The organism is Halomicrobium sp. IBSBa (assembly GCF_017612575.1).
Lineage (GTDB): Archaea > Halobacteriota > Halobacteria > Halobacteriales > Haloarculaceae > Halomicrobium.
The window spans coordinates 154,348-178,978 of the sequence record NZ_JADPQC010000002.1; the positions used below are offsets into that span (position 1 = coordinate 154,348).

Genomic DNA, 24,631 nt, shown 5'->3' on the forward strand with positions numbered 1-24,631 from the left:
GATCTGTGGGATCAGGCTAGAGCCGGACCGCTGCCGTCGTTGTTGCGCTCCTGTTCGGTGTAGAAGCCGAGGTCGAACCCGACGGTGTCGCCCTGGACTTCGTTGCCGACCTCGAAGGGTAGTTCCCACTCGAGTGCGACACAGTGCATCGTGCCGTTGCCGCGGAACGCCTCACGGTCCTCGTCGTTTGCGGGGTCAACCAGTTCGTCGTAAATCGTCGCACGGTTTCCATCGAGCGGGATGCCGTTCCCATCCGCGAGTTCGGCGAGGACGTTATCGAGCGTGTCATCCATGATGACTTTCTCGCCGACGAACTGTGCCGCAATGTTGCCAAAGACCGACGGAATCTCGATCGGGTCTTCGACGTCGGTGAAGAACGTCGCGTCGCCACCAGTCGAAGCGCCCGCCTCTCCGGCCATCGCGAGGAGCATGGCGTCGTCGGTGTCTGGTCCGACGGCGATGGTGTAGACGTTCGTTGCCGGGTTGCCTGCGCTACTCAGACGTGCGTCGGTGGCTGCGCCCTGTGGCGAGATGAATGCGGTACCGGACTGCCCGCTGAAGGAGTTCCCGTCAGAGAGGACGATGTTAGCCGCACGGGTCCCGCTCCGGCCGTTGGCGTCGAGCTCACCCTGAGCGTCCTCGACACCTTCACCGATGTAGGTCCCCTCGGCGATGCCGCTACCGTTTTCGGGGTCGGGGTCACCGTCGCCGTCCTCCGGGCCGTTGGTGCTGTACGGACCACTGACGACGTTCGCCAGTTTCTGCCGGAGGCCGGACAGTGCGCTGTCGACAACGGACAGGTCGCTGGTCAGCGACTGGAGGATCCCCGTCCGGGCGGTCCCGGAGGGGTCGTCGGTCTGACTGCCATCGAAGTAGGCGACACCGACCTGCACGTCCGCGTTCTGGGCCTGCAGGTAATCGATGAACTGGCGCGTTCCGAGTTCGACGAGGTCGATTTTCGTCGTGACGTCGTAGGAGTTGCCGTTGATCGCGATGTCGTCCTCGCTGACCACACCGCCGAACTGGCGGTACAACATCGAGCCGGAGAAATCGAGCGTCAGCATGATGTCTGTCGGCTCGACTGGGTCGTAGACGTTGTCACAGTCTTCGTCGTACCACAGCGTTGCGTTGATTGCGCTCGCGAGGTCCGGGAGGTTGTCGGGGTCGACGACGGCTTCGGCGTCGGTCGTCGCGCCGCCGTCTTCGGTGACGTTGTCGGCCTGCATCCAGATGTAGCCGGGGTTGTCACAGAGGTGGAGGCTGAAGGTAATCTCGCCCGAGTCGCCGGGTTTCACGTCGGCCAACTGAACGAGTGAGTCCATCTCGTTGCCGGTCGTCGGGTCAACGCCGAACTCCGCTTCCGAGAGCGGCGGAATGTTGTCACAGTCGAGGACTGGAATGTTCGCACCGTTGCTGTCCTCGTCGTCTTCGTCCGGGAAGTCACTGTACTTGATCTGGCCGGCGTCGGTGTCGGCGGCGATGGACTGTTCGCCGTCGTCGTCGTGGTCGGGGTGGGCGTTGACGAACATCGTCTCGCCGTTCATACGGTAATGCTGTTGCCAGTCGACCAGCAAGTCGAGTTCGCCGGCGACGAGGCTGTTGTCGGCGAAGGCTTCGCGGTCGCTGAAGTACGCTGACGTGCCGAGTCCGGCACCCGCCGAGGCGAAACCGACGGCACCGATGCCGGCCAGCACCTTGCGGCGGGTGAGGTTGTAGAGTTGGGGGTCGTTGTCGCTCATGGTTGAATGAAGGTGGTCTCGCGTGTCCCGGGCGGTGCCCGGTCGACGCGGTCGATCTACTGGCTCCCTCCGTTCTGGAACGGGGTCTCGTTGTTGCGGACCTGTTCGGTCTTGAACACGAGATCGAAGCCGACGGAGTCGCCCTGCACGACGTTGCCCACCGCGTAGGGCAGCTCGATCAGGAGGCAGAACTCGTAGGTGTCGGCCACGTCCGGGTCCTCGCCCGCGCTGTCGGAGCCGATCGGGAGCGGGACGCCCTGGGCGTCCTTGATGATGTAGCCGCCGTTTGCGGCCGCGAGGATCGCATCGGCCTCACGCGCGTTCGTGAAGTGGGTGTCCGCGGCGACGACGCCGTCGAGGTCGGGCGCGCCGTAGGGCAGTCCCAGCTGGTTGCTGGCGTTGTTGAAGACGGGGTCGAGCGTCGAGAGCCCGGTCTTCGCGCCGCTGTCGTCGTAGCTCTGCCAGACCGTGGTCAAGAGGTACTCGCCCAGGTCGGCGTCGTTGTCGGTGTCACCTTCGGCTTCCTGTTCGGGTTCGGGATTCGCGCCGCCGGTCTCGACGAACTCCTCCGTGCACACCTGCACGTAACCGGGGTTGTCGCCCACCTCGATCTCGAAGCAGACGATCGCCCAGTCGCCGGGCTTGATGTCGTCGACGACCAGACCCATCACGGCGTCCTCGGCGTCGGCGACGGCGCTGATCGAGAGCTCGCCGTTGTCGACCCAGTAGTCGTTGGCGGCCACGACCTCCGCGCTGACGCTCATGTCGAGGGTCCCCGCGGTCAGGACGTTGTTCTCGAATTCCTCGCGGTCACTGAAGAACGCAGAGGTACCGATACCTGCCCCCGCGGAGGCGAGGCCGACGGCTCCGAGACCGGCGAGCATCTTGCGGCGGGACAGATTGTACAGCTGTGAGTTTTTGTCGCTCATTGGTTTCTCCCCCGGCGACCCGCATCTGGGCTGCTCGGGTTAGCCGACCTCAGGACGGACGGGGACTTACCTATGCAGTCGTTCCGGCAGTTTCAACGCCTCAAAGTGGCGTCTGTAGCAGTTTCGTACCCTCGGAATCGGTGGCGATACGATCGTCGTACCGCCCGGGAAGGGGAGAATACGGACTCGATACCACGATTGTCCGAACGCCATACCAGTCAGAGAAGAACAGATACGATGTGCAATCCTGTTACCTACGAAGATCGTACCAGAACGGGCCGGATCGATACGGAACGCATAGCTAACCGCCGATCAAGTGTAGAGGCGGTCGGAAGGGAAGACCGTGTTTCAACGACAGCAGATCCCGGAAGCGGACGTGTACCACCTCCTGAGCAACGCCCGACGCCGGACCGCGCTGACAGTGCTCTGGGAGCGCGCGGACGAGATGACGCTCCGAGAGCTCTCCGAAGAGATCGCGTCGGCGGAGACCGGCGCGCGGCCCGCGCCCCGCGCCGTCCGCGAGAGCGTCTACAACGCGCTCCATCAGACGCACATGCCCAAACTCACGTCGTTCGGCCTCGTCGAGTACGAGCCCGATCGCAAGGTAGTCCGCACGCGCAAGAGATCGCGACAGCTCTCACAGTACATGGACACCGTCACCGTCGCGGGCGTCACCTGGGGCGAGTACTATCGCACGCTGGGGATCGGCGGGCTGTTCGCGGTCGTCGCGTCGCTCGCCGAGATACCGGGCTTTGTCCTCCTCGACCCGCTGGTGTTCGCGAGCGTCACACTCGGGCTCTTTGCCTGTTCGACCCTGTACCAGCTAGCCACTGCACCGACCACCGCCCTGGTCGGCATGCGGCGCTCGCTCGCGAACGTGATCGGTCGGCGACAGCGCTGACCGACGAGAGACTGTGCCACGGGTGAACCGGACACGTGGTGTCACTTATCGTGTAGAAGTATCAGATTTGATTTTTGTGAGTTTCGACAGCCACTCGATACCAGATACCGCCATTACACGGTATAGAGCCACTATACCGTGTGATAGCCATACAATAGTTACTATAGAGTGGTAAATATATCATAGTAGTTAGTGTTTATTAGGTGGCGGTCTGAACAGACACACGGAAGGGAACAAAGGTGAAGCAGATACGCGCAGGTCGGGTGGAGACGATGTCGACGGAAACCGTGTTCGAGATTCTGAGCAACCGCCGTCGCCGCTACGTCCTGTTCTACCTGTACGAGATAGAATCAACCGCGACGGTCCGTGACCTCTCGGAGCAATTGGCTGCCTGGGAGAACGGGGTGGACCGGTCTGCAGTTCGACCGAAAGAACGCAAGCGACTGTACACGGCACTCCATCAGACACACCTCCCGAAGATGCAACAGCGCGGCGTCGTCGACCGCGACCGTGGCACGGTCGCGGCGACAGACGTCCTCGGGAACTTCGACGTCTACTTTCGCTCGCGGGACCGCGACCGATTCCCCTGGCAACGCTGGTCGCTCGCGCTGAGCACTCTCCTGCTGGGGGTGACGAGCGCCGCCGCTGCCGGCTTGCTGTCGTTCCTGCCGCTCGGAGGGTTCGACTACGCGCTCCTCGGTGCCCTCACGTTCTCCCTCGTCGCGGTGAGCCACGCGCTGGGTCGCTGGCGGCTCGCCAGGCGGGCATCCGTGGCACCGCCAGAGCTGACGATGAAGAAACGACCGCGGTCACTCGCGACAGAAGCCGACGACGGTTGATACCGTCGGCTGTGACTGGGCCGAGACAGTCACGACCCCGGGACTGCAAGATTGATCACAGACGGACAGCCGGGAGTCCGAACAGCGCGTGTCTCCGTCCTCTCCCCGATGGCCGATCACGCCGATTCCGTGACTTCCTCCTCGAGGTCCGACTCGGCGGCGGTCGCCACACGCAGGTCGCGTTCGATCTCGTCGCGCCCTTTCTTGAACTCGCCCATGGCCTGGCCGGACGACCGGGCGAGTTCGGGCAGCTTGTTCGCGCCGAACAGGAGGATCGCGATCATGAGGATTACGAACAGTTCCATGGTACCAGGCATGCCGACGAACAGTGGTGTTACCAGTTCCATACCCCCTCTGGGGTGGCCAGAGGCATGAGTATGACAGCCGTACAGTTCTTCTTCGGCGCGTTCGATCCCGCTCAACGACGCGTTACCGCCCACGTTTTCCTGCAGAGGTGTCCTCGCTTCGGGCACCCCCTTGGAAAATGTGGGCGAAAGAAACCGGACTTCGCTATGCTCGGTCCGGCGAACCGCGCTCGCTTCGCTCGCGTGGATGCTCAGTCTCCAGTCGCCGACTGCCCGCTTCCCGACTGCCCCGACGACAGCGGCGTTCGCTCGACGACGGTGCCGTCGTAGGTCGGGTGTTGCCGCGAGTACCTTTTTCCGCCTCGGGTTTCCTCGTTCGCTTCGCTCACTGCGGCGAACCGCTCGGCGCAAAAATCTACGCTAAAAAGGCTGCAGCCTCGTTACACTCGGCTGCAAGGAACCGGCGACTCCGTCGCCGGACAGACTCAGTCTCCAGCCGCCGACTGCCCGCTTCCCGACTGCCCCGACGACAGCGGCGTCCGTTCGACGACGGTGCCGTCGTAGGTCGGGTGCTGTTCGACGATCTCGCCGTTGGGCACGTCGCCGTCCTCGACCATCTCCTCGAGGAGCCACCAGGCGAGTTCGACGTGCTCCGATTTCACGGCGTAGAACTCATCGGGCACGCCCAGTTCCTGCAGGCGATCCTCGCCGACCCAGGTCTTGCCGTAGACGAGCGTGCCGTCGTCGGTGATCTCGTCGAACTCGCGGCCGATGTTGCGGGCCATGCGCTTCATCCGAGAGCGGTGCTGGGCGGCGTCTTTGAACACGGAGGTACAGAAGTAGACCTTCTCGTGGTCGCCCATCGTCTCCAGGATCTCGTGGCTGCCTTCGACGGCGCTCATGTGGCCTTCCTTGCGCTCGAAGCCCTCCTCTTGCATCCGCCGGAAGTTCCCGTCGGACATCTCGAACTCGTTGATGTTGCAGAACTCCGCCGCGCCCTCGTCGAGAAAGTCGAGGAACTCCTCCTCGGCGCGGATGCCTGGGATCTCGAAAGCCGGCGTGAGCCCCTCCTCGCGTGCGATGTAGAGGATCTCCTCCCACTCGGTGCCATGCAAGTCGCCCCACTGTTCGAGGGGCGGGTGAAAGCGGATCTCGTCGAGGCCGGCCTCGCTGAGGCGGCGCATGTTCTCGCGCCCGCCCGTGATCCCCGTATAGAGGTGCGTGTGGTGGTCCTCGCCGAACTCGTCTTTCAGCAGTTCGAGGTAGTGACACGTTCGGTCCAGCGCCTCCTGGGGCTCGCCACCCGTGATGGAGGTCCCCAGCGCGTCCATCAGTTTCGCCTCGGCGATCACGTCCTCGTCGGACTCGACGGGGCGCTCGTTTGCGTACACCTGGTCGACGTTCTTCCGGTTCTCGCCCAGCGGACAGTAGAAGCAATCGCGCTGGTCACAGTAGCCGTAGACGAACATGACCATCTTCCCGCCCTCGGCACACTGTTCACAGCCCTTGGAGATCATTCAGTGTCCGGTCTTGTTCGTCCAGCGGCAAAAAGCGTCCGAAACGCGATCGCAGCGCCTCGGTCCCGTGCTCACTCGTGATGGGCGGACTCTACACCGTGGTGGGCTACTGGTCGCCGTTCGTCGTCGGCGCAGTCTTGCTCGTCCCCGTCGGAGTGTTGGTCCTCCGTCTCGGGAACGCTCCGGAGCCGCCCGAACCGCGGCCGGTCGATCCGGGACACGTCCGCTGAGACTGCCGCCTGTCACCGCTGTCGAGCAGAGTTACGGTCGAAAACGCAGCACAGTACCGTTCGATAGGTCGATATCTATACTCATACCGCATATATGGTTAGATATCGACTTATTTGTAGCCGGATTTTGGTAGTTTGATGACAGTATAACGATTTGCACGTAGAATAGGTTGCCTCCAAATGCAGGGAGGTGGGTACGACAACATCGAGAGAATGTTCAGGTTCCTCTACCGCGAGTGTCGCAGAAAACGGTCGAGCGTGACGGCGTCGCGGGCCGCGTTACTCGCTACGAGCGACGAGTTCGATCTCGACGCCGATGTCGATTGGGAGGCGGGACACTTCCATGGCCGCGCGGGCCGGGTACGGCTCGGACATGTACTCGGCGTACACTTCGTTGACCGCGTCGTAGTTGTCCATGTTGGTGACGTAGACGTTCGTCTTCAGCACGTCGTCGAGCGACGCGTCGGCGGCCTCCAGGATCGTCTCCAGATTTTCGAGGGTCTGTGCGGTCTGCTCTTTGATGTCCTCGGAGACGACCTCGCCGCTCTCGGGATCGACCGGCCCCTGGCCGGAGACGTAGATGCGGTCGCCGTCCTGCATCGCCTGTGAGAACGGTCCGATCGCGCTCGGTGCGTCGTCCGTATGGATTTCTCGCATACCAGAAGCCAGTCACAACGCGACATTGAATCTATCGATCTCGTCTGCTCGGGGGCTCGTCGGCCTGGTATATCTCGTTCTCGAAAGACATCGGGAGGCCGCTCGTGAGCCCGCCGTCGACGACGATGTTCTCGCCGGTGATGAAGCCGGACCGCTCCGAGGCCAGGAAGAGCGCGGTGTCGGCGACCTCGTCGGGACGACCGAACCGACCCAGCGGGTACTGGTCGAGCCAGCGATCTCGGGCGCTCGTCTCTGCGGCCCGCTCGTCGGTGTTTTCCATCTCCTTCTCGCGGCTCTCGGTCTCGATCGTGCCCGCCGAGAGGACGTTCGATCGGACGCCGTACTGGCCGTAGTGGGTCGCGATGTTGCGCGAGAGCGCCAACAGTCCGCTCTTGGCCTCGGAGTAGCCCGAGAGCCCGATGCCGAACAGCCCGTTGACCGAGCCGACGTGGACCATCGAGCCGCCGCCGGCCGCAGTCATCGCCGGCAGCGCCTCCCGAGCCAGCAGATAGGGGCCCTTCAGGTTGAGTTCGAGCATCCACTCGAAGGTCTCCTCGTCACAGCGGTGGAGCAGATCCGCCGACTCGGCGGCACCCCCGGCGTTGTTGACGAGCACGCGCAGATCGCCGAACTCCTCGATCGCGACGTCGACGAGATCCCGCACCGCGTCGGGGTCGGTAACGTCACACTCGACGGGGACGACCCGACCGTCGTGGTCTGCCGTGAGCTGTTCGGCGACCGGAGCCACGTCTTCGTAGGATCGCGAGCAGATCGCGACGTCGCCGCCGGCCTCGGCGAAGGTCGCGGCGATCTGTCGCCCGATGCCTCGTGACGCGCCGGTCACTATCGCTGGTCGGTCCGCGAGGGACAACTCGATCATATCGATCCGATACACGGTCGCGGGTCCCAAGAAGGTTCCCCCCGGCGGCGGGCCGCGACGAGAGCAGAGCGAACGACGATCTGTCGACGACGACAGCTATCGGACGCGGTACTCCTCGACGGTGTCGAGATCGACGTCGATCCCGAGGCCGGGGTCGTCCGGCACGGTCATCCGGCCCTCCTCGACGGTGAAGGGGTCCGCGATAACGTCGTCTTCCCAGCCGTAGTAGGTCGTGTCCGGCGGGAGGGAGAATCCGGGGATCCCGTGGACCGCGTGCAAGATCGCGGCCGTCCGGATCCCGAGGTCGAACGCGCAGTGGTGCGTGTAGGGGACACCGGCGTCCTCGACGATGGCCGCCTGCTGGCGCAGTCCCGCGATGCCGCCCGCGGGAGTCAGATCGAGGACCGCCACGTCCATCGCGCCGGCCTCGACGAGCGAGCGGAGGTTGTTGGGGATGTACGTGTCCTCGTTGGGGGCGATCGGCTGGCGCAGACGCTGGCGCAGCGCCGCCAGCGAGTCGTGGGCGTTGACGCGGATGGGCTGTTCCATGTACTGCAGGAAGATGCCGGACTCTTCGAGTGCGGCCCCGACGCGGACCGCCTGATCGAGCGACCAGCCCTGATTGGGGTCGAGTCGGAACTCCAGTTGCCCGTCGACCTCGTCGTGCATCGCCTGGATGCGGGCCACGTCCTGTTGCCAGTCACGGCCGGCCTTGGTCTTGAGGACGGAGAAGCCGGCGTCGAGGGCCTCCTGGGCCTTCACGCGAGACTCTTCGGGCGAGAGGATACCCAGGCAGAAGGCGAACTCGACCGCGCGGTCGTCGGCGGCGTCGGCACCGCCAGCGGCGGCGTTCATCGCGGTCGTCTGGTACGGTGCGGTCGCCCCACCGAGCAGTTCGAAGACCGGCTTGTCGAGCGCCTTGCCGGCGATGTCCCAGCAGGCCGTCTCGACGGCGGCGAAGAACAGTTCGATGTTGGTGTACTCGATGAACACCTGTCGGCGGAGCCGTTCGACCTCGAACGGCGACTGGCCTTCGATCAGCGGGCCGATTCCGTCTTCGATGATCGACTCCGTGGCCGCCGGTGAGAGGAAGGTCCGCATCTCGCCCCAGCCGGCGATGCCCTCGTCGGTGTCCACGCGGACGAGGACACGTTCCATCGATTCGACGCGGCCGTGGTTGGTCACGTACGGACCGATCCCGAGACGTTCGTCGAGGTCCACCAGCGGTACGTCGACAGTCGTCGCTGTCACGTCGGTGATCTCCATGCTCACGTGTGCCAGCGGAGCCACAATGAACGTATCGGCTCTGGCCGAGGAGAGAAAGGGTGGGGACGTTACTCCTTGACCGCGCCCGCAGTCATGCCCGCGACGATGTACTCCTCGAGGAAGGCAAACAGGACCAACAGCGGCAGGATGCCGATCACGGAGACCGTCAGCATCATCCGCCAGTCGGTCTGGAGTGCCCCGACCATCGAGAACACCCCGCGTGGGATGTTGTACTTCCCCGCGTCGGTGAGGAAGGTGAGCACGAACAGCAGTCGGTTCCACGCGTAGAGGAACGTGTAGGTGATGCTCGCGACCAGCGCGGGCTTGGTCAGCGGGAGCACGATCTTGGTGAGGATCTGTCGCTGGCTGGCCCCGTCGATCCGGGCCGACTCCTCCAGTGACTCCGGTATCGTCTGGAAGTACCCGTACAGCATCCAGACGTTGAACGGCAGCGTGAACGCGGCCGCCGGGATGATCACCGCGAGGTACGTGTTGTAGATCCCGAACTGGGTGATGACGTCGAACAGGCCGACGATCAGCACCACCGGCGCGAACATCTGCACGACGAGGACCGCCAGCAGGAACGATCGCTTGCCGACGAAGTCGTTTCGCGCACAGGAGTACGCCGCCGGGATCGCCAACAACAGCGTCAGCGCGACGGTGCCCAGCGAGATGAGGAAGCTGTTACCGACCCACAGCAACACGTCGGTCTGGCCCCAGACGGCCAGATAGGACTGGAAAGACGGGTCCGCGGGGAACAGCGTCGCCGGACTGGAGAAGATCTCCGACTCCTGTTTGAGCGTACTGGAGAACATCGCGTAGAAGGGGAACATCATGATCCCCAGCAGCGCGATCAACACGCCGTAGAGGCGAACTTTGCGGAGCTGGCTGCGCTCCTGGCCGGCCATCATAGTTCGTCACCTCCGCTGGTGTAGATCCGCAGGTAGACAACGGCAAACACCAGCAGGAACAGGAACCCGACGACGCTGTAGGCCGCGCCCCGGCCGAGGTTCCCGTTTTGCAGCCCGACCTGGTAGATCCAGATCACGAGCGTGGACGTGGTGTTGATCGGCCCGCCGCCGGTCATCGTCCAGATGGTGTCGAAGCTGACGAACGTCCAGATCGTCGACAGCAGCGTCGCGATCAGGATGACGCTCTTGAGCTGTGGGATCGTGATGTAGCGGAACTGCTCCCACTTCTCCGCGCCGTCGATGGCTGCGGCTTCGTACAGCTCCTCGGGGATCGACTGGAGCCCCGCAAGGAAGATGATCGCCATGAACGGCGTCCCGATCCAGATGTCGGCCACGACGACGCCGAGCCAGGCGAGATCCGGATTGCCGAGGAGGCCGATCCCCTGGTCGATCACGCCCAGCTTGATCAGGATCGCGTTGAGGTAGCCGTACTGGGGGTGCTCGATCCAGCGGAAGACGACCGCCGAGATCGCGTAGGGAATCCCCCACGGGATGAGAAACGCCGTCCGGAAGAACTTCCGGCCCTTGATGTCACCCTTGAGGTGAACTGCGATCAGCAGGCCCAGCAGCGCCTTGCCGGCGACGCCGACCAGCACCCAGCGGCCGGTCTGCCAGAGCAACTGGTAGAAGATGTCGCTCTGGAAGATCTCCACGTAGTGCTGGAAGCCGACGTACGTCTCGATCGTCGAGTCGGACGGCGACTCGTAAAAAGACAGCCGGAACGTCTCCAGGATCGGCCATCCGACGACGCTCAGCAGGAAGATCGCGGCCGGCGCGATCAGGAGGTACGCCTGTCTGTGTTTCCACAGGTACTGCAGTCCCCGTTCGAAACGGGAGTCGGCCGGCGACTCCGTGTACTCTTCTGCGACGCCCATCTGTTATTGCATCAGTTCTTCGAGGTCCGCCTGTGCGTCGTCCAGTGCCTGCTGGGGGGACTTCTGGTCGCCCAGCGCTTCCTGGATCGCCTGGACCATGCGGTTGTTGAACTCGTTGAAGTTCGAGAGCTTCGGCCGAGCACGGGCGTACTGACCGGCCTCGATGAACGGTGCCCAGTTCTCCGAGTCCTGGAAGTAGTCACGCTCGCCGACCGCCTCGACCGTCGGCATGAACCCCTTGCTGCTCGCGTACTCGAAGTGGCGGTCCTCGTCGAAGTAGAACCGCAGCAGGTCCTTCGCGAGGTCCTCGACCTCGGTCTGGGCGAAGATCGAGACGCCGTCGATGGTGTTCAGGCTGTAGCGGCCAGCGGGCCCCTCGGGCACCTGTGCGATGCCGTAGTCGAAGTCGGCGTCGCTGTCGTCGATGTTGATTCCCGTGTAGACGTGGGCGATGACCATGCCCAGCGAGCCCGACTCGAACAGCTGGCGGATGTCCTGGCGCGTCGAGGACAGCGGCGAGGACTGGGTGACGCCGTGTTCGAGGTGCAGGTCCGAGTAGAAGCTCAGCGCCTCGACGCCCTCGTCGGAGTTGACGACCGGCTGGCCCTCGTCGTCGATCAGGTCCGCGCCGTGAGACCAGTGGTAGTGGTAGTACTGCGAGCCGGTCTCGATGGCGTCGGCACCGGCCAGTCCCAGTGCGGGGGTGTCGGTCTCCTCGGTGATCGTCTGGGCCGCCGAGAGCATGTCGTCCCAGGTGTCGAGCTGGGGGTCCTCCGGGTCGAGGCCCGCCGCCTCGAACACGTCCTTGTTGTAGTAGAAGCACTTGTTCGAGGCAGCCCACGGAGCGGCGTAGTACTCGCCCTGGTACGTACAGCCGTCGGCCATACCCTGGTAGAACTGGTCGCCGAACTCGCCTTCCATCATGTCGGTGATGGGGACGAGCGCTTCCTTGCCGACGAGCTGGGGGATCCAGCGGGCCGGCCAGCGAGCCACGTCGGGTGCCTCGCCGCCGTCGACGCGGTTGTTGACCGTCTGCTGGGCGTTGTCCCAGGTGACGCTCGTGAAGTCCAGCGTGACGCCGTACTCCTCTTCGAAGGCCGCGTTGTTCTTCTCGAAGAACTCGGCGATGTTGTCGCCGACCCCCATCGTCAGGAACTGGATGGTCTGCTGGTCGCCGCCGTCTCCGCCGTCGCTTCCACCGTCGCCGCCGTCTCCGCCGTCGCCGCCATCGCCGCCGTCACCGCCGCCGTCGCCCATACAGCCGGAGATGGCGATGAGGCCGCCGGCACCGATGGCTTCGAGCATTCGTCGTCGGTCGATACGTCCGTCGGAAAGTGAGTCTGGTTGTTCGCTCGGCATCTGACAGCATTGTTCACTCGATAGTATATAAATCCGCCGATTTATCAGGGTCGATTATTAAAAACAACGGCCAACAATCGGTCACGCGTTGTGTTCGTGGATCGCGACCAGCAAGGCGGCGAGTTCGCTCGTGACGGCGTCGTAGATTCGAGCCCCCTTCTCGGCGCTGGCGAGTTCCGGCGCGCCGATGGCACCCGACTCGGAGTACTCGTCGAAGGACCGATACACCGAGACTGGACCGCCATCCAGAAGGTCGCCGCCGCTCCACTCGTAGTGTTCGTCCCAGAGAGTGCCCTCGCGCTTCGCGGCGTCAGCGACGAGATCGGGCCGCAGGTGGAGCATCAGCGAAGTCTCGTACTCGCCGCCGTGGGCCATCCCGCCGTCCTCGCTGTCTCGCAGCGCTCCCACCTCGTCGGTGGCCAGCGTGAAGTACGTCGTCCCGAGGACCTCGGCGTCGGTCTCGGTGCCGACGGTGCTGACGACGGCGTCGACGAGCGCCGCGTTGCCGCCGTGGCCGTTGACGAAACAGACGGCGTCGAAGCCGTTCTGGATGCCAGTCAGCGCCACGTCTTCGAGCACCGCACGGAGGTGGTCGAGCTCCAGCGACAGCGTCCCACCGAACGAGAGGTGGTGGGGCGAGAAGCCCGTCCAGACCGTCGGGGTCACGAGGACGGGAACGTCGTCGCCCGTCTGTTCGGTGCCACCGTGGACGACCGCGTCGACGAGGATGGTGTCTGTCGCGACCGGGAGGTGGTGGCCGTGCTGTTCGATGCTCCCCACCGGGACGACGAGGACGGAGCCGTCGCTGTCGGCGACCTCGCGAATCTCGGCGTACGGCTTGCCGGCCCACTCGCTGTCGGTCGCGCCGATTGAATCGTAGAGCATGATCAGGCTGTCGGGATCGCTTCGGGTTCGTCGTCGATCGGGACGCGATCGCCCGTCTCGTCGAAGAAGTGGATGTCCTCGATGTCGAAGCCCAGCGCAACCGTCTCACCGGGATCGGGGTGGTACTCGCTGTCGACGCGAGCGATGATCTCGCCGTCGCCCTCGGGCGGGTGCAGATAGAGGAAGTTGTCCGAGCCCATCGGCTCGACGACGTCGACGACGGCTTCGAGGTGGGCGTCGTCGGTGCCGACAGTCAGGTCCTCGGGGCGGACGCCGAGGGTGTAGGCACCGTCGTCGAGAGACACCCCGAGCGTCGTCTCGAACCCGTTGCCCGAGAGGTGGACGCCGTCGCCGCTTTCGGTCACGTCGACCTCGAAGAAGTTCATGCTCGGCGAGCCGATGAAGCCCGCGACGAACTTGTTGTTCGGGCGGTCGTAACACACCTCCGGCTCGGCGATCTGCTGGAGTTCGCCGTCGTTGAGGATGGCGATGCGGTCGCCCATCGTCATCGCTTCGGTCTGATCGTGGGTGACGTAGATCGTCGTCACGCCCAGTTCCTCCTGGATGCGCTGGAGTTCGGTGCGCATCTGGGTCCGCAGCTTGGCGTCGAGATTCGAGAGCGGCTCGTCCATCAGGAACACGTCGGGGTCTCGGACGATGGAGCGTCCCAGCGCCACGCGCTGCTGCTGGCCGCCAGAGAGTTGCTTGGGGAGCTGATCGAGCAGCTCCGGAATTTCGAGGAGATCGGCGGCGTCGTTCACCCGCTCGTCGATCTCGGCGTCCTCGTACTCATCGGAGAGACGCAGCCCGAAGGACATGTTTTCCCGAACGCTCATGTGGGGATACAGCGCGTAGTTCTGGAACACCATCGCGATGTTGCGGTCCTGTGGCCGGACATCGTTGACGACCTGGTTGCCGATCTCGATCTCGCCCGAGGTGATCGTTTCGAGCCCCGCGATCATCCGGAGCGTCGTGGACTTCCCACAGCCGGACGGACCGACCATCACGAGGAATTCCCCGTCCCGGACGGTGAAATCGATCTCCTTGACCGCTAGAAGATCGTCGTACACCTTTGTGACATCAGAGAGACGTACCTTGCTCATGGCGACGTACACCACCCTGCGTTACTATGGTTAAAAAATCTATCGGCGGGTTCCGGTGAGCGGCCGCGTACGTGCCAGCACGCGGCGAAACGGGAGGAAATCCGCCTGTCGCCGCATGAGATCTACCGACAAACACATATTTGACAATGACAAACTTTACAACCGGTGAAGTGGTATAGAGTAACATGACGAACGACCGGACGCCACGACGAATCCAGTCGGTGGAGCTGGCGTTCGACATCCTCGAAGTGTTACGCGATTCGGGAGGGGCGACGGTGACGGAAGTCGCCGACCGGATCGGTCGCTCACCGGGCACGACCCACACCTACCTCGCGACGATGGCAGACCGGGGGTACATCCAAAGCAGGGACGGAGAGTACCACATCGGGCTGTTCGCAGTGCCACTCGGTGAGTACGTCAGGAGCCAGTCCCGGCTCTACCGGGTCGGCAAGTCGGAGGTCGACGAATTGGCGCAGGAGACCGGTGAGGCCAGCCACCTCGTGGTCGAGAGCCACGGCCGCGAAATCCCGCTGTACGAGCGGTTCGGTTCAGATGCCGTCGGGGAGACGCTGTACGAAGAAAACAAGGGCCACCCCCGGAGGAACCTCCACTGCTCTGCCGCCGGCAAAGCGATCCTGGCCCACACACCGCCAGAGCGGCGCGACGAGATTCTCACGAACTACGAGTTCGCCGAGCGGACGCCACAGACGACGACCGACGAGGCGTCACTGCGCGAAGAGTTCGAAGCCGTCCGACAGCAGGGGTTCGCACAGAACGACGAAGAGCAGATGTCGGGGTTGCGCGCCGTCGGTGCGCCGATCCGATACGAGGGCCAGATTCGCGGAGCGATCAGTCTCTCGGCACCGACGAGCAGACTGCGGGGCCAACAGTTCGAGGCAGAGATTCCAGAGCGCGTCGTGCAGGCCGCAAACGTCGTCGAGATTAACCTCCAGTCCGCATGAGTGACCGCTATCCACCAATGGTAAACGGCCGTGTTGACAATGAGATATAATTAACAGTGGTACCGTCGTTAGATGAGTTATTTATCGTCGTATTCATTTCGGAGAGCGATATCGACTTGTATTTGGTGTGAAATAAACACGGCACTTTTTTGACGATGTCAAAGGAGAGGCCACGGAACGACGACACCATCTTGCGTTGGCGAGCAAACAGCCACACGCCGCCACAGTGCCCTGAGAGCGGTCCTGGTTCCGCCGAGGGGTCTGTTTAGTGGTACACTGGCAGTCCAGCCACACGTGCCACTATACCACCGGAATCGTGTTCATAATTTACGCATCTCTAATCGGATTGGCCCTATTTTGCTTTTTGCTCCCATATCTTCGATAGTGGCCCCATATCTGAGTTTTTCATCAGCCTATAGTCGTTTTTTCGCTACAAGACTAGTTACTCTTTTGCGTGATAGCCACACGACCCATTGTTTGGCTCTTGTACCGACGAAATCGACACCCGTGCTTGCAGTATCCCCCTGTCAACAGAGCCTGAGACAGTGTGCGTGTCCGACCCCGAAGACGATGACTGCGGGCAGAGCGACGGCGGCCGACAAAAGTGATTATACGGATCCCCCTCGTACTCCCGCTCGATGCTGCTGATACTGTGTGTCGACCTCGACGACGACCTCGGCCGCAAGACGGATTGTGAGACACCCGTCGTCGGCCGCGACGCCGTCGAGTCGGCCGCAGTCGAACTGGCGACTGCCGACCCCGAAGACTCCGACGTAAACGTGCTGTTCGAGGGCGTCCACCTCTACGACTCCATCGACGACGAGGCCGTCGAGGTGGCAGCTGTCACCGGCGTCGACGGGAGCGACGTGGCAGCCAACCGCGCCGTCGGCGAGGAGGTCGACACGGTACTCGCATCGCTGACCGCCAGCGAAGACGTGCGCGCACTGCTCGTGACCGACGGTGCCCAGGACGAGTCGGTGGTGCCCGTGATCCGCTCGCGAATCCACATCGACGGCGTCCACCGCGTGGTCGTCCGCCAGGCACAGGACCTCGAATCGATGTACTACACGATCAAGCAGGTGCTCGACGACCCGGAGACCCGCGGGACGATCCTCGTGCCGCTGGGCATCTTGCTCTTGATCTATCCGCTGGCGATCCTCGCGAACTTCCTCGAACTGCCGGGATCGGCCATCGGGATCATCTCCGGTCTGCTTGGCCTGTACGTCCTCGCGCGCGGTCTCGGTGCCGAGGAGACGCTGGATCGGACCGTCGACCGCATCCGCTCGGGACTGTACACCGGGCGCGTGACGGTGATCACCTACGTCGTCGCGGCGGCACTGATGATCATCGGCGGCGTCAGAGGCGTCCAGACCATCGAGTCGATGGCCATCGAATCGGTCGCCGAAGCCATCGCCGGCCTCGTCTTCGGCTCCGTCCGGTGGTTCGCCGCCGCCGGCATCACCAGTAGCTTCGGCCGCGTCACCGACAAGTACCTCTCGAACAGCTTCGAGTGGCGCTACCTCAACGCCCCCTTCTACGTGCTGTCGATCGCGGCCGTCCTCTACGGCGTCAGCGCCTACTTCCTCGGCAAGGCCACGATCGAGGAACTGGCCGTGGCACTGACCGCCGGCACGCTGCTCGGCCTGGGCAGCACGCTCGCGTTCGCCATCGCCGAGACCCGCTGGCAAGGAGCCGATCCGGTGTAGTCAAGCGCCTGGCGTGCCAGGCTGCCGGCATGTACGTCTCCAGAGCCGTCCGGTCGATCCAGGACGACCCCATCGACGGGGAATCCGTCGGGCTGGTCCTCGAACCCGACGACGAGACCGATCCCGACGCCGTCGCCGCGGCCGCCCGGGCCGCCGACGCGACCGTCGAGCACCGCCTCCAGTTCGGCGAACTCGAAGTGCGCGTCCCACACCAGCAGGTCGACGACGTCTGTGCCATCGACGGACTGGCCGCCGTCGAGACCACCAACGCGATCGGGATCCACCCCGACGAAGCCGAAGAAGACATCGACCAGGAAGGGTGAGACGCCCGACCGCCCGTCGCTGGGCACCACCCCGGACGACGCGACGACCGCCAGTCCGAGTCGTACCGCTTTTGACCGCCCGGGGAGTACGCGGCGACGAGGGCACGTAGCTCAGTCCGGATAGAGCGTCGGACTTCTAACGCCGTCACGCCCGTGACGGTGGAAGCGATCCGACGGTCGTGGGTTCGAATCCCACCGTGCCCGTTCTCTGCGAACGACAGTGAGCAGGAACGGCTCCGTGGGATTCCGAACCGCGCGAGACGAGCGAAGCGAGTCTCGCAGTCGGGTGAGAATCCCACCGTGCCCGTCGACCTTTTTCTGCGTCGGGTGCGCTCCGCGCACCACTCCTTGAAAAACGTCGATAAAAAAGACTCTCCGAGTCGCGCCTGCGGCGCGCTCGGAGCGAACCGCCTCGCTTCGCTCGGCGGATGCTCACTTTTAGAGCCCGTCCCCACGGGTCGCGACACACCCACTGCCGATTCGAGACGGTCGCTGGCTCGCGGGTCTACCGTTCGACAATTCGAGGTCGCAAGCAACCTCGCTATCACTCAGATCTCGCTGTCCTCGAAGACGAACGTCCCATCTTCCTGGACGCGCTCACCGTCCACCTCGATGTACGAGTCTTCCGACATATCCACGATCATGTCGACGTGGACGGCGCTCTGGTTCTGTTCGTTGTCCTCGCCGACGGTGTCGTCGTAGGCGCGGCCGACGGCCATGTGTACGGTATCGCCCATCTTCTCGTCGAACAGCATGTTGTAGGTGAACTGGTCGATGTCGCGGTTCATCCCGATACCGAGTTCGCCCAGTCGGCGTGCGCCCTCGTCGGTGTCGAGGACCTCGGTCAGCACGCTCTCGTTTTTCGACGCGCTGTGGTCGACGACGCGGCCGTCCTCGAATTCGAGGAAGGCGTCCGTCACTTCCCGGCCCTGGTGGTACAGGGGCTTGTCGAACAGGACTTCGCCCTCGACGCTGTCGGCGACGGGGGCGGTAAAGACCTCGCCGCCGGGGAGGTTTCGCTCGCCGTAGTCGTTGATCGTCGGGTTGCCGGCGACGCTCATCGTCACGTCGGTGGTGTCGCCCGAGACGATCCGGACCTCGTCGGCGGGGTCGAGGATCTCGACCATCTGGGACTGGTGTTCGCGGACGGCGTCCCAGTCTTTGTTGACTGCGTCCCAGACGAAGTTCTCGTAGCCCGCCGTGCTGAGCTGGGCCAGCTGGGCGTTGGTCTGGGCGGGGTACTGGGTGAGACACCAGCGCTTCGAGAGGCGTTCGTCGAGCAGCGGTTGCTGGGCCTGCTGGTAGGCGGCGGTCGTCTCGGGGTCGACGTCGCTGGTCTCGGTGGCGTTGCCGCCGCCGCGGATGGCGATGTACACGTCCATCTCGTCGTACAGCGCCTGGACGTGTGCCGGCGTCTCGAAGTCGCCGTCGTGGTTGCGGAGGTACGCGCGTCGGAAGCGGGTACCGAGGCGGTCCTGGACGGTGAGTGGGTTCGCGCCGCGGTCGGCTAGCACCTCGTGGAGCGCCGTCACGAGGTCCGCCGCGTCGGGGTGGGCGTCGATGACGACGTTGTCACCGGCCTGCAGCTCGACGGAGTGGTCTGCGACGATCTCTGCGTGTTCGCGGACACGTGGGTCCATGTCGACAGCCACCGAGTGCGTGAACTAACAACTTTCGTCTACTTGCGCTGGCTCTCTTTGATCCCCTCTTTGAACCCCGTCACCGTTCGACGAACCATCAGGTAGAGGAAAAAGACCAACAGGAGCAGGACCGCCAGTATCGCGTACACTTCCCAACCGGGCATGGCCGGCCGTTGTAGCCGGCCGACCAAAGTCGTTTCGGCACGTCCGGAAATCGGGCCGCTCGACCGGTTTTTGCGTCTGTAAAATAGCTCTTTGATGTATGGTAAAGACTCATACGGTCGTAGTACGTACCCAGAATGCATGTCACTGCTCCCCTCGAAAGACCCCGCAGTCACCGACGCGGACCCTCGGGTGATCTCGGTCGACAGTGATGACGCCGACGACGTGCTCTCGGCGTTGTCGGCGGCGACCGCCCGGAAGTTGCTCGCGGAGCTACACGAGGAGCCGGCCCCGCCTGGCGAACTCGCCGACCGCGTCGACACCTCCCTCCAGAACGCCCAGTACCACCTGGAGAAGCTCGAAACGGCCGGTGCAGTGGAGGTCGCCGACACGGCCTACTCCGAGAAGGGACGAGAGATGGACGTGTACGCGCCCGCAGACCAGCCGCTGGTCATCTGTGCGGGCGACGAACAGGAGACCTCGGGACTGCGCAGCGCCGTGACGAGTCTGCTCGGCGGGGTCGCCGTCGTGGGGGTCCTCAGCCTGTTCGTCCAGGAGCTGCTGGGTCGATCGCTGCTGGGAAGCGGTGTCCAGGAGGGGAGTGCCGGCACGGGACAGCCGGGGAGCAGCTATCTGCCGTCTGGTTCTGCCGGGAGCGTGACAGAGAGCGCGGGACAGGTCGCAGCCGACGGCGGCACCGTCGCACAGAGTGGTGCGCAGGCGGCTGTAAACGCCGTTCCACCCGGGGCAGCGTTTTTCGCGGGCGGCTGTGTCGTCCTCGCCGCAGTGTTCGCAGTCTGGTACGTTGATCGGTAAAACGATCGCTTGACCCACCTGCGTGGATCTGTCAAACGGCTCTTTGTCTTACCGTCGTCTCTTTTTACCCCTGGTGTGTACTAACGTGTGCGTCGACCCATCGGACGGACCACAACCAGACTGGCACACGATTCCGTCGACGCTGGCCCCCGTCACTGGCACACCTCCGTTATCACTGTTCCGTCGGGCTCGTACAACGTCGCTCGCAACGCTCCACCAGTGTCCACGAGTTCGGCGTGTGCGGGCCGATACCGGCGGGGATCGGCGTAGCTTCCCGGATTGACGAGCAGCCATTCAGACGTATCCGACAGTTCTGGCCGGTGTGAGTGGCCGACCACTACCACGTCGGCAGCCTCCTGCCGAGCGAGCAGCGACAGCGCAGTCGCCGAGTGTTCGTGCCCGTGGACGACGACGAAGCGAAGCCCGTGCCACTCGACGGTCGCGGTACTGGGAAGTCGGTCCCGAAGCGCTGGCTCCTCGTTGTTGCCCGCGACGGCGACCAGTTCGGTCGCCTGGGCTGTGATGGCGTCGTACACCGCTTCGGTCGTGAAATCGCCCGCGTGGATTACGGTGTCAGCCTCGCGGACGGCCGTAAGCGTCCGGCCGCCGAGTCGGTGGTCGTCGGTGCCGTGCGTGTCCGAGATGATCGCGAGCATACCGCAGTTCCGTTCCAGAAACACTTAGTTGGGACCAGACGAGTCCCAAGCAATGGCTGGAAGCAAGTCGGTCGTCCTTGCCGCCCTGGTCGCAAACGGTGCCATCGCGATTCTGAAATTCTTCGGGTTCCTCCTGACCGGGAGCGCTGCGATGCTGTCCGAGACGTACCACAGCATCTCCGACACCGGTAATCAGGTGTTCTTGTTGATCGGCATTCGCTTCAGCGAACGGAGCGCCGACCAGCAACACCCCTTCGGCTACGGCAAGTCACAGTTCTTCTACAGCTTCCTCGTCTCGGTGTTGCTCTTCGGGATCGCCGGCTGGGAGAGTGCAAAGCACGGCTGGAAGCAGCTCACGGGCGGCAGCCACGGTGGGGGCGGCCACGCCGGTGAGGCAGTCGACCTGCTCTTTTTCACCTACACGCCGCCGGCGTGGCTCGAACCGGTCTGGGTCAACTACACGGTCCTGATCGGGGCATTCGTCTTCGAGACGTGGGCGCTGTACAAAGCCCGTGCGGAGATGCAGCGCCAGATGCAGGCCAACGACTGGGCGGGCTACAAGGAGGCGTTCCGCAAGACCAGTGACGTGACGACGCTGACGGCCCTGACCGAAGACACCATCGCACTGGCTGGCATCGTCATCGCACTGGTCGGGATCACGCTCGAACAGGCGACCGGCAACGCCGTGTTCGATCAGATTTCCGCACTCCTGATCGGGATCATGCTGATGGGCTTCGCGCTGGCGCTGGCCTGGGAGAACAAGCGGCTCCTGCTGGGCGAGAGCCTCCAGCCCGACGAGGAAGCGGCGTTGCGCTCGGTCATCACCGACCACGCAAGCGTCGAAGAGATCAGGGACTTCCGGACCGTCTACTTCGGTCCCCGGAACGTGCTGCTGACCGCTGACGTGGCGTTCGAGGACGGCCTATCGACCGACGAGATCCACGAGCATATCACCACGCTACAGGAAGATCTCAGAGCGGTCGACGAGGGGATCCAGCGGATCTACATCGAACCGGAGAGTTGATACTACCGGCTGTAAATCTGTGAATGATTTCGCCACCCCGGGGTGGCGGAGATATTCACGAAGTGACAGCCGGCAGTATGAGATAAGAGTGTACTGTTTGGAGGCGCGACTTCATGCCTCGGTGAGAAGGCCTCGAAAGTGGATTGCTCGGTCGCTTATCTGAACAGCACTTTGTCTATTGCCGCAGGATTGAGGTACGTGAGCATTCATGTAAGCCATATGGACGTTCGAAAAATAGAACCGCTAGACGTGATTGGAGCAGGAATAGCTGCAGTCGTCTTTGGATACTTTCTAATCATCGAGGGGAACCTCGTACGGGGCTTCGTACTTGCAGCCTGGATCCTCTCAATGTCGGTTTCGCTTCGGAGCAGTAACTACGAGCATACTGTTGTTTTGTTGGTACTCGGCTCACTCATTACCGGTGCAATGATGCGTGGACAGTTCACCTACCTGCTCCTTTCCGTTGTCGTTGCGGGATTTGGCTATACTCTGTGGACAATCAAACGATCATCCAGAGACACTGCTGCATTGTAGCGACTATCGAAGATGAGCGAGCGGTAAATACTTTCAATCACCAACTGCTGATCTGTCACGGCCTTCGCCAGCGAGCACACTGCGTCAAACGAAGCACGATCCGTTACTAGGGCCGAACCCTTTTGCCCGATAGCGGCCAAGAGTGTGTCGTGGCGACGACCGACGACGACTACCTGCGATTTTTCCCCTACGACGAGCCCTACGACCACCAGCACGAGGCGATGGGCGGCATCTACGACGCGCTGACCGACGGTCGTGACGTGCTCTTCGAGGGGGCCTGCGGGACCGGCAAGACGCTGGCCTCGCTGGTGCCGGCACTGGAGTACGCCCGGCAGGCAGACAAGACCGTCGTCATCACGACCAACGTCCACCAGCAGATGCGTCAGTTCGTCGCGGACGCCCGCTCGATCACCGCCCAGGAGTCGATCCGCGCGGTCGTCTTCCGCGGGAAGGGGTCGATGTGTCACATCGGCGTCGACTACGAGGAGTGTCAGGCGCTGCGGGACACCACACGAGACCTGGTCGACAAAGAACAGGAGCGAGCCGAACTGGAACGCCAGGAGAGCGAGCTACTCGACCAGGCTACTGCCGACGGCGACGCTCTGGGCGACGACAGTCAGGAGAACGCGCTGGAGGCCCGCAACGCCGTCATGGACGAGCTCCAGGCGGTCGAGGACGAACTCGAAGAGCTACAGACCGACGCGACGATCTGCGATCACTACTACCGGAATCTCACCGTCGACACGACCGAGTTCTACGCCTGGCTGTACGAGGACGTTCGCACGCCCGACGACGTGTACGAGTACGCCCACGACCGCGGGCTCTGTGGCTACGAACTGCTCAAGGAGGGCATCGAAGGCGTCGATCTGGTCGTCTGTAACTACCACCACCTGCTCGATCCGATGATCCGCGAGCAGTTCTTTCGGTGGCTCGGTCGGGACCCGGAAGACGTGGTCGCCGTCTTCGACGAGGCCCACAACGTCGAGAACGCCGCCCGCGACCACGCCCGTCGGACCCTCACCGAGACGACCGTCGAGAGCGCGATCGACGAACTCGCCGAGAGCGAGGATGCGCGAAGCGAGGCCGCTCACAACGTGCTCTCGACGTTCCTGCGGGCGCTGCGGACGACCTACGACGACGCCTTCGGCTTCGGCGAGCGCGAGCAGGTCGAGGACCACTGGCACGACCTCTCGATCGCCAACGACGACCGTCGAGACGAGCTGACACTCGCCTTCCTGCAGGAGTACAGCGGTCCGGGGTTCCACGAGGAACTGGATCAGGCGCTCGATCTTGGGCGCGAACTCGACCAGCAGTACGAGGAGGCGTTCAAGCAGGGCGACCTCGATACGCGCAAGGAGTGCCAGACCCTGCAGGCGGCCCAGTTCCTCTCGGCGTGGCTCGAAGAGAGCGACGACCTCGGACAGTACCCCGTGGTGAGTGTCCGACGCCGGGAAGAGAGCGGCGACATCTACGGCCGGGCGGAGCTGTACACCTGCATCCCCTCGAACGTGACCGGGGACCTCTTCTCGGATCTGCACGCGTCGGTGCTGATGAGCGCGACGTTGCGACCCTTCGACGTGACCCAGGACGTGCTCGGGCTGACCGACCCGGAGACGATGGCCTACGGCGAGCAGTTCCCCGAGGAGCGCCGACGGACCTACGCCGTCGACGGCCCCGCGCTGTTCGCCAGCGAGCGCGACGACCCCGCGACCCAGGACGCCGTCGCTGGCGTGCTGGAAGACGCCGCCCAGATGACACCCGGGAACACGCTGGCCTTCTTCCCGAGCTACGCCGAGGCCGAACGGTACCACGAGCGAGTCGACGTCGACGGGAAGCAGTACCTCGACGAACCGGGGACACAGGCACGAGACCTCCGGGAGTCGTTCGTCGACCAGGACGACGCACTGCTCTGTACCTCGCTGTGGGGAACGCTGGGCGAGGGCGTGAGCTACGACGGCGACGACGCCCGCACCGTCGTCGTGGTCGGCGTCCCCTATCCCCACCTCGACGACCGGATGGACGCCGTCCAGAACGCCTACGCGACGAGTTTCGGCGGCGACGAGGAGGCCGGGTGGCGCTACGCCGTCGAGATCCCGACGATCCGCAAGACCCGACAGGCGCTTGGCCGCGTCGTTCGCTCGCCCGACGACTTCGGCGTCCGAATCTTGCTCGACCGACGCTACACGGAGGCCGCCGAGATGGAGATGCACGACTACGCGGTGCGGGGGACCTTCCCGCCCGAGGAACGGGCCGAGATGATCGACATCGACCCCGAGAAGCTCAAGTTCGCGATGCTAAACTTCTACCAGGACGTGAACGGCTACGACGGCCCGCCGCCGACGCCCTGAGCGA

26 protein-coding genes and 1 tRNA gene are annotated in these 24,631 nt (G+C 63.7%); 12 read left to right on the top strand and 15 right to left on the bottom strand.

The window, feature by feature from the left end:
* Nucleotides 1-11: 11 nt before the first annotated feature.
* The gene (locus tag IL252_RS07435) at nucleotides 12-1,739 is read right to left on the bottom strand and encodes a vWA domain-containing protein (RefSeq protein WP_208627499.1); all 1,728 of its coding nucleotides are present in this window, start codon (nucleotides 1,737-1,739) and stop codon (nucleotides 12-14) included.
* A gap of 56 nt (nucleotides 1,740-1,795) precedes the next feature.
* The gene (locus IL252_RS07440; protein ID WP_208627500.1) at nucleotides 1,796-2,668 is read right to left on the bottom strand and encodes a SipW-dependent-type signal peptide-containing protein; all 873 of its coding nucleotides are present in this window, start codon (nucleotides 2,666-2,668) and stop codon (nucleotides 1,796-1,798) included.
* 343 nt (nucleotides 2,669-3,011) lie between these two features.
* On the opposite strand from IL252_RS07440, the gene IL252_RS07445 reads away from it, so the two are divergent.
* Together IL252_RS07445 and IL252_RS07450 are read left to right on the top strand one after the other, a co-directional pair.
* On the top strand, nucleotides 3,012-3,569 hold the full coding sequence (locus IL252_RS07445) for a hypothetical protein (protein ID WP_208627501.1): 558 nt from the start codon (nucleotides 3,012-3,014) through the stop codon (nucleotides 3,567-3,569).
* A 272-nt stretch (nucleotides 3,570-3,841) separates the two neighbouring features.
* Complete coding sequence (locus IL252_RS07450) at nucleotides 3,842-4,408, top strand: hypothetical protein (protein ID WP_208627502.1); 567 nt, start codon at nucleotides 3,842-3,844, stop codon at nucleotides 4,406-4,408.
* A 116-nt stretch (nucleotides 4,409-4,524) separates the two neighbouring features.
* Here IL252_RS07450 and IL252_RS07455 read toward each other — a convergent pair whose 3' ends face one another.
* The gene (locus IL252_RS07455; protein ID WP_369334725.1) at nucleotides 4,525-4,755 is read right to left on the bottom strand and encodes a twin-arginine translocase TatA/TatE family subunit; all 231 of its coding nucleotides are present in this window, start codon (nucleotides 4,753-4,755) and stop codon (nucleotides 4,525-4,527) included.
* A gap of 165 nt (nucleotides 4,756-4,920) precedes the next feature.
* Between IL252_RS07455 and IL252_RS17725 the strand changes: the two genes are divergently transcribed.
* Nucleotides 4,921-5,043: a hypothetical protein gene (locus IL252_RS17725; protein WP_279634282.1), complete on the top strand. Its 123-nt coding sequence runs from the start codon at nucleotides 4,921-4,923 to the stop codon at nucleotides 5,041-5,043.
* Nucleotides 5,044-5,198: 155 nt separating this feature from the next.
* On the opposite strand, the gene IL252_RS07460 is transcribed toward IL252_RS17725, so the two are convergent.
* Nucleotides 5,199-6,230, bottom strand: a complete 1,032-nt coding sequence (locus tag IL252_RS07460; protein WP_208627503.1) for a radical SAM protein — start codon at nucleotides 6,228-6,230, stop codon at nucleotides 5,199-5,201.
* A gap of 80 nt (nucleotides 6,231-6,310) precedes the next feature.
* Here IL252_RS07460 and IL252_RS07465 point away from each other — a divergent pair, with 80 nt between their 5' ends.
* Nucleotides 6,311-6,460, top strand: a complete 150-nt coding sequence (locus tag IL252_RS07465) for a hypothetical protein (protein WP_244256929.1) — start codon at nucleotides 6,311-6,313, stop codon at nucleotides 6,458-6,460.
* A 279-nt stretch (nucleotides 6,461-6,739) separates the two neighbouring features.
* On the opposite strand, the gene IL252_RS07470 is transcribed toward IL252_RS07465, so the two are convergent.
* From IL252_RS07470 to IL252_RS07505, 8 genes are all read right to left on the bottom strand, one after another.
* Nucleotides 6,740-7,117: a Rid family detoxifying hydrolase gene (locus IL252_RS07470; RefSeq protein WP_153552028.1), complete on the bottom strand. Its 378-nt coding sequence runs from the start codon at nucleotides 7,115-7,117 to the stop codon at nucleotides 6,740-6,742.
* A gap of 31 nt (nucleotides 7,118-7,148) precedes the next feature.
* Nucleotides 7,149-7,997 (bottom strand): SDR family NAD(P)-dependent oxidoreductase, encoded by an 849-nt coding sequence (locus IL252_RS07475; RefSeq protein ID WP_208627504.1) that lies wholly within the window; start codon nucleotides 7,995-7,997, stop codon nucleotides 7,149-7,151.
* Nucleotides 7,998-8,093: 96 nt separating this feature from the next.
* The gene (locus tag IL252_RS07480) at nucleotides 8,094-9,263 is read right to left on the bottom strand and encodes a mandelate racemase/muconate lactonizing enzyme family protein (protein WP_208627505.1); all 1,170 of its coding nucleotides are present in this window, start codon (nucleotides 9,261-9,263) and stop codon (nucleotides 8,094-8,096) included.
* Between the two features lie 68 nt (nucleotides 9,264-9,331).
* Complete coding sequence (locus IL252_RS07485; RefSeq protein WP_170095311.1) at nucleotides 9,332-10,171, bottom strand: carbohydrate ABC transporter permease; 840 nt, start codon at nucleotides 10,169-10,171, stop codon at nucleotides 9,332-9,334.
* Entirely contained in the window at nucleotides 10,171-11,109 is a 939-nt protein-coding gene (locus IL252_RS07490; RefSeq protein ID WP_208627506.1) for a carbohydrate ABC transporter permease, read from the bottom strand. The genes IL252_RS07485 and IL252_RS07490 overlap by 1 nt, the downstream gene beginning before the upstream one ends.
* A gap of 3 nt (nucleotides 11,110-11,112) precedes the next feature.
* On the bottom strand, nucleotides 11,113-12,414 hold the full coding sequence (locus IL252_RS07495; protein WP_208627507.1) for a sugar ABC transporter substrate-binding protein: 1,302 nt from the start codon (nucleotides 12,412-12,414) through the stop codon (nucleotides 11,113-11,115).
* 135 nt (nucleotides 12,415-12,549) lie between these two features.
* Entirely contained in the window at nucleotides 12,550-13,353 is an 804-nt protein-coding gene (locus IL252_RS07500) for a creatininase family protein (protein ID WP_208627508.1), read from the bottom strand.
* Nucleotides 13,354-13,355: 2 nt separating this feature from the next.
* Nucleotides 13,356-14,456 (bottom strand): ABC transporter ATP-binding protein, encoded by a 1,101-nt coding sequence (locus tag IL252_RS07505; protein WP_208627509.1) that lies wholly within the window; start codon nucleotides 14,454-14,456, stop codon nucleotides 13,356-13,358.
* Nucleotides 14,457-14,641: 185 nt separating this feature from the next.
* Between IL252_RS07505 and IL252_RS07510 the strand changes: the two genes are divergently transcribed.
* From IL252_RS07510 to IL252_RS07525, 4 genes are all read left to right on the top strand, one after another.
* Nucleotides 14,642-15,418 carry an IclR family transcriptional regulator gene (locus tag IL252_RS07510; protein ID WP_208627510.1) on the top strand — a complete coding sequence of 259 codons (777 nt, stop codon included), beginning with the start codon at nucleotides 14,642-14,644 and terminating at the stop codon, nucleotides 15,416-15,418.
* A gap of 638 nt (nucleotides 15,419-16,056) precedes the next feature.
* Complete coding sequence (locus IL252_RS07515; RefSeq protein WP_208627511.1) at nucleotides 16,057-17,124, top strand: DUF373 family protein; 1,068 nt, start codon at nucleotides 16,057-16,059, stop codon at nucleotides 17,122-17,124.
* A gap of 29 nt (nucleotides 17,125-17,153) precedes the next feature.
* Nucleotides 17,154-17,447, top strand: a complete 294-nt coding sequence (locus IL252_RS07520) for a hypothetical protein (protein WP_208627512.1) — start codon at nucleotides 17,154-17,156, stop codon at nucleotides 17,445-17,447.
* Nucleotides 17,448-17,547: 100 nt separating this feature from the next.
* Nucleotides 17,548-17,651, top strand: a tRNA-Arg gene (locus IL252_RS07525).
* A 344-nt stretch (nucleotides 17,652-17,995) separates the two neighbouring features.
* On the opposite strand, the gene IL252_RS07530 is transcribed toward IL252_RS07525, so the two are convergent.
* A complete protein-coding gene (locus IL252_RS07530) occupies nucleotides 17,996-19,087 on the bottom strand; it encodes an aminopeptidase (protein ID WP_208627513.1) in 1,092 nt (363 codons plus the stop codon).
* Nucleotides 19,088-19,125: 38 nt separating this feature from the next.
* Nucleotides 19,126-19,251: a hypothetical protein gene (locus tag IL252_RS17730; RefSeq protein ID WP_015761806.1), complete on the bottom strand. Its 126-nt coding sequence runs from the start codon at nucleotides 19,249-19,251 to the stop codon at nucleotides 19,126-19,128.
* Between the two features lie 139 nt (nucleotides 19,252-19,390).
* On the opposite strand from IL252_RS17730, the gene IL252_RS07535 reads away from it, so the two are divergent.
* Entirely contained in the window at nucleotides 19,391-20,065 is a 675-nt protein-coding gene (locus IL252_RS07535) for a winged helix-turn-helix domain-containing protein (RefSeq protein ID WP_208627514.1), read from the top strand.
* Between the two features lie 152 nt (nucleotides 20,066-20,217).
* Here IL252_RS07535 and IL252_RS07540 read toward each other — a convergent pair whose 3' ends face one another.
* Entirely contained in the window at nucleotides 20,218-20,721 is a 504-nt protein-coding gene (locus tag IL252_RS07540) for a metallophosphoesterase (protein ID WP_170093056.1), read from the bottom strand.
* Nucleotides 20,722-20,773: 52 nt separating this feature from the next.
* On the opposite strand from IL252_RS07540, the gene IL252_RS07545 reads away from it, so the two are divergent.
* The 3 genes from IL252_RS07545 to IL252_RS07555 all read left to right on the top strand — a co-directional run bounded on the left by IL252_RS07545 (nucleotide 20,774) and on the right by IL252_RS07555 (nucleotide 24,627).
* Entirely contained in the window at nucleotides 20,774-21,745 is a 972-nt protein-coding gene (locus IL252_RS07545) for a cation diffusion facilitator family transporter (RefSeq protein ID WP_208627515.1), read from the top strand.
* 198 nt (nucleotides 21,746-21,943) lie between these two features.
* Entirely contained in the window at nucleotides 21,944-22,279 is a 336-nt protein-coding gene (locus tag IL252_RS07550) for a hypothetical protein (RefSeq protein ID WP_208627516.1), read from the top strand.
* 149 nt (nucleotides 22,280-22,428) lie between these two features.
* Nucleotides 22,429-24,627, top strand: a complete 2,199-nt coding sequence (locus IL252_RS07555) for an ATP-dependent DNA helicase (RefSeq protein ID WP_208627517.1) — start codon at nucleotides 22,429-22,431, stop codon at nucleotides 24,625-24,627.
* The last annotated feature ends 4 nt before the right edge of the window (nucleotides 24,628-24,631 follow it).

What these genes read in the sequence shown, in the direction of transcription:
- IL252_RS07510 (WP_208627510.1), top strand. Translation starts at nt 14,642, where the DNA reads ATGACGAACGACCGGACGCCACGACGAATCCAGTCGGTGGAGCTGGCG.
- IL252_RS07450 (WP_208627502.1), top strand. Translation starts at nt 3,842, where the DNA reads ATGTCGACGGAAACCGTGTTCGAGATTCTGAGCAACCGCCGTCGCCGC.
- IL252_RS07490 (WP_208627506.1), bottom strand. Translation starts at nt 11,109, where the DNA reads ATGGGCGTCGCAGAAGAGTACACGGAGTCGCCGGCCGACTCCCGTTTC.
- IL252_RS07440 (WP_208627500.1), bottom strand. Translation starts at nt 2,668, where the DNA reads ATGAGCGACAAAAACTCACAGCTGTACAATCTGTCCCGCCGCAAGATG.
- IL252_RS07455 (WP_369334725.1), bottom strand. Translation starts at nt 4,755, where the DNA reads ATGGAACTGGTAACACCACTGTTCGTCGGCATGCCTGGTACCATGGAA.
- IL252_RS07465 (WP_244256929.1), top strand. Translation starts at nt 6,311, where the DNA reads ATGGGCGGACTCTACACCGTGGTGGGCTACTGGTCGCCGTTCGTCGTC.
- IL252_RS07520 (WP_208627512.1), top strand. Translation starts at nt 17,154, where the DNA reads ATGTACGTCTCCAGAGCCGTCCGGTCGATCCAGGACGACCCCATCGAC.
- IL252_RS07500 (WP_208627508.1), bottom strand. Translation starts at nt 13,353, where the DNA reads ATGCTCTACGATTCAATCGGCGCGACCGACAGCGAGTGGGCCGGCAAG.
- IL252_RS07460 (WP_208627503.1), bottom strand. Translation starts at nt 6,230, where the DNA reads ATGATCTCCAAGGGCTGTGAACAGTGTGCCGAGGGCGGGAAGATGGTC.
- IL252_RS07495 (WP_208627507.1), bottom strand. Translation starts at nt 12,414, where the DNA reads ATGCTCGAAGCCATCGGTGCCGGCGGCCTCATCGCCATCTCCGGCTGT.
- IL252_RS07475 (WP_208627504.1), bottom strand. Translation starts at nt 7,997, where the DNA reads ATGATCGAGTTGTCCCTCGCGGACCGACCAGCGATAGTGACCGGCGCG.
- IL252_RS07435 (WP_208627499.1), bottom strand. Translation starts at nt 1,739, where the DNA reads ATGAGCGACAACGACCCCCAACTCTACAACCTCACCCGCCGCAAGGTG.
- IL252_RS07505 (WP_208627509.1), bottom strand. Translation starts at nt 14,456, where the DNA reads ATGAGCAAGGTACGTCTCTCTGATGTCACAAAGGTGTACGACGATCTT.
- IL252_RS07535 (WP_208627514.1), top strand. Translation starts at nt 19,391, where the DNA reads ATGTCACTGCTCCCCTCGAAAGACCCCGCAGTCACCGACGCGGACCCT.
- IL252_RS17730 (WP_015761806.1), bottom strand. Translation starts at nt 19,251, where the DNA reads ATGCCCGGTTGGGAAGTGTACGCGATACTGGCGGTCCTGCTCCTGTTG.
- IL252_RS07545 (WP_208627515.1), top strand. Translation starts at nt 20,774, where the DNA reads ATGGCTGGAAGCAAGTCGGTCGTCCTTGCCGCCCTGGTCGCAAACGGT.
- IL252_RS07485 (WP_170095311.1), bottom strand. Translation starts at nt 10,171, where the DNA reads ATGGCCGGCCAGGAGCGCAGCCAGCTCCGCAAAGTTCGCCTCTACGGC.
- IL252_RS07515 (WP_208627511.1), top strand. Translation starts at nt 16,057, where the DNA reads ATGCTGCTGATACTGTGTGTCGACCTCGACGACGACCTCGGCCGCAAG.
- IL252_RS07470 (WP_153552028.1), bottom strand. Translation starts at nt 7,117, where the DNA reads ATGCGAGAAATCCATACGGACGACGCACCGAGCGCGATCGGACCGTTC.
- IL252_RS17725 (WP_279634282.1), top strand. Translation starts at nt 4,921, where the DNA reads ATGCTCGGTCCGGCGAACCGCGCTCGCTTCGCTCGCGTGGATGCTCAG.
- IL252_RS07530 (WP_208627513.1), bottom strand. Translation starts at nt 19,087, where the DNA reads ATGGACCCACGTGTCCGCGAACACGCAGAGATCGTCGCAGACCACTCC.
- IL252_RS07540 (WP_170093056.1), bottom strand. Translation starts at nt 20,721, where the DNA reads ATGCTCGCGATCATCTCGGACACGCACGGCACCGACGACCACCGACTC.
- IL252_RS07480 (WP_208627505.1), bottom strand. Translation starts at nt 9,263, where the DNA reads ATGGAGATCACCGACGTGACAGCGACGACTGTCGACGTACCGCTGGTG.